Genomic DNA, 2418 nt, shown 5'->3' on the forward strand with positions numbered 1-2418 from the left:
TGGATGGTTATGTCCAAGGATCATTGGACCCCAGCTATTGATCAACTCTATATAGCCATTATCATCCTCATCATAGATAAATGCACCATCAGCTCTTTTGATAAAAATCGGATCTCCTCCTACTGCCCTAAATGCACGAACTGGAGAATTCACTCCTCCCGGAATATAGTTTTTAGCTTTCTCAAAAAGAGATTTACTGTTAAAAATTTGCATGGAACTGATGTTATTTTGTCTGTAATATCCCGTTTTCCAACTTCAATATCGGGACATATCGGTTATTGTAACTATTTCTAAAGTCTAGCCCATAAGTGATTTTTCCGGATTTGAATCCAAGTTGGTTTAGGTTTTTCCTAAAATCAAAACCCTTGGATGGATTTATGGTTTCCACAATCCAATAAATTAATTCATAACCCAAATGACTATTGAAGGAAGGAAAAACCAAATGTCTTTCAAAAAAACTATTTCTGAATTCATCCAGTTCAGGGCTATCAAAATTTATGGTATTATTTCCGAGGAAAACAAAATTTTGATTTTCAAGCATCTCAAAGCTTGCAAAATTTAAATAAAGCCAGCTATCCAATACCACTACCGGTGTATTGACATTTTGAGATTCCATAAATCCAAATGTTGAAGAAGCAACATTTGGATCTTCTGACAGGATAATGACAATATCAGCTATGGACTGTGAGTCTCTCTTTAACCTTATGTCTGCAAAAAACTGATTTATATTTTTGTTTGAAATTTGGGTGCTTTTTACCACATTATAACCAATCTTGGAGCTGGATTCAATAATGTGATTGGCCAAATATTCATCCCTTGTTGAATTGGAATAGGCCAATGCAATATTTTTCCCTTCAATGTATTTACGCATATAATCAACAAGACCTAGACTTAAGGAAGATACTGATGGTCTAAATAAGTATGAGAATTCCAAACCTGAAATCTTATCTTCAATATTTGACAATGGATTTACAAATGGTATATCATACTTTTCGGAAAAAGCCATTACTATTTCAGTTTCATCCGGGTAAACAGGTCCAATAATCATATCTGCTTGAAGCATAAATGGATCTTCCAAAATCATTTGGAGATTGGACATGTTCCTTTGTGTATCAAATGTCTTGGTATTGATTCCTATACCTTTATTTTTATACTCCTTCAGCGCAAAATCAATTCCTTGGTAGAGTTCAAACACAAAATTTCCTGAATTAAGATTCTTAACATCTCTTCCACCTGCGTAATTAAATGGAAGAATGATTGCTATATCTAAAACTTGGGTATTTTTAATGATTGCATTTTCAGGAAACTGTTCTTCCGGTACAATGGATTTTAGTTTTTGATAGACTGCCTTTTCATCAGTTGACATGATTGACTGCTTTTCCAACTGATCTTTGAGCGTCAAAACAAACCCTTCATTATTTTGGAATTTGCTAAGATTTGAAACCAAAAAACTGACAGAAACATTTTGAAGAAAATGATAACTTGCCTTTTCTGCCTCTTTGTAAATCAAAGGATCCTTAATACTTTCTATCTCCTGCAAAGCATTAGTATAGCTTTCTTCCTTAAAAAAGGCCATGGCAAGAAGGTATTTAGCTTCGTCATTTTTATCAAAGTTTTTGTTTTCAATCAGAGGTTGCAATACAGATTTCATCAATTCCAGTTGATTGTTCTGATAAGCTGAATATGCGAAATGGTACTTTGCATAATTCGAAAGTCCCCCAAATTCGTTTTCATCCATAAATGGACGTAGCAGCTCCATTGCATCTTTGTAATTCCCATATCCCATCAAGGTTTTGGCCCTTTTATACTCTGCCAATTGGTCTTGGGAATATGCTCCTGAAAAAAATGTCAAAAACAGAAACAAAAAGAAAATAACTCTCATGTATTAAATGTTCTGGTTGTAAGATAGATTTCATTCCTTCCCCAATTGGCTTCGAATTTAACCCATTTTATTCCAAAAGAAAAGTTAAATTAAGTTGCTTGGATTAAGCATTAAATATTGACCAAAATCCGTTCCAATTATAAATTCAAACCTGGCCTTTCCAAAGTTTTAACCTTTCCCAGACAAAAGATGTTTTATCAATGTATTTCTAGTTAAAAAGTTTTCAATCGATTTCCCCCTTTTCCTTCTACTTTCCTCTTGGGTAAAAACGCCAAAAGCCAGCTTTGCGGGCTGGCTTTGTGATAATGTGGCGGCGGCCTACTCTTCCGGGTGTAACCCCAGTACCATCGGCGCTGCAGGGCTTAACTTCTCTGTTCGGGATGGGAAGAGGTGGAACCCCTGCGCTGGGCCGCCTAATCTTTCAGATGTGAGACACTGGACGTGAGATATGAGACTTGGCCCTGCCCACATACGTGTCATCAATCTGTAATATCTTAAGTTCCTTTTTTACGTGTCCGGAGTCTCACATCTTGTGT

2 protein-coding genes and 1 rRNA gene are annotated in these 2418 nt (G+C 35.8%); all 3 read right to left on the reverse strand.

Going from position 1 to position 2418, the window contains the following annotated elements:
* On the reverse strand, positions 1 to 213 hold a 213-nt coding region (locus ACEW8O_RS14350), incomplete at its 3' end, for an aminotransferase class III-fold pyridoxal phosphate-dependent enzyme (RefSeq protein WP_373495316.1).
* Between the two features lie 10 nt (positions 214 to 223).
* Positions 224 to 1882: an amino acid ABC transporter substrate-binding protein gene (locus ACEW8O_RS14355; RefSeq protein ID WP_373495317.1), complete on the reverse strand. Its 1659-nt coding sequence runs from the start codon at positions 1880 to 1882 to the stop codon at positions 224 to 226.
* 305 nt (positions 1883 to 2187) lie between these two features.
* Positions 2188 to 2299 (reverse strand): 5S ribosomal RNA (gene rrf, locus ACEW8O_RS14360).
* Between the last annotated feature and the right edge of the window lie 119 nt (positions 2300 to 2418).

Origin of the sequence: Aquiflexum sp., assembly GCF_041749095.1 — a bacterium.
Taxonomy (GTDB): domain Bacteria; phylum Bacteroidota; class Bacteroidia; order Cytophagales; family Cyclobacteriaceae; genus Aquiflexum.

Bases quoted from the DNA above. Each gene is read 5' to 3' on its own strand.
- ACEW8O_RS14355 (WP_373495317.1), bottom strand. From the start codon at position 1,882: ATGAGAGTTATTTTCTTTTTGTTTCTGTTTTTGACATTTTTTTCAGGA.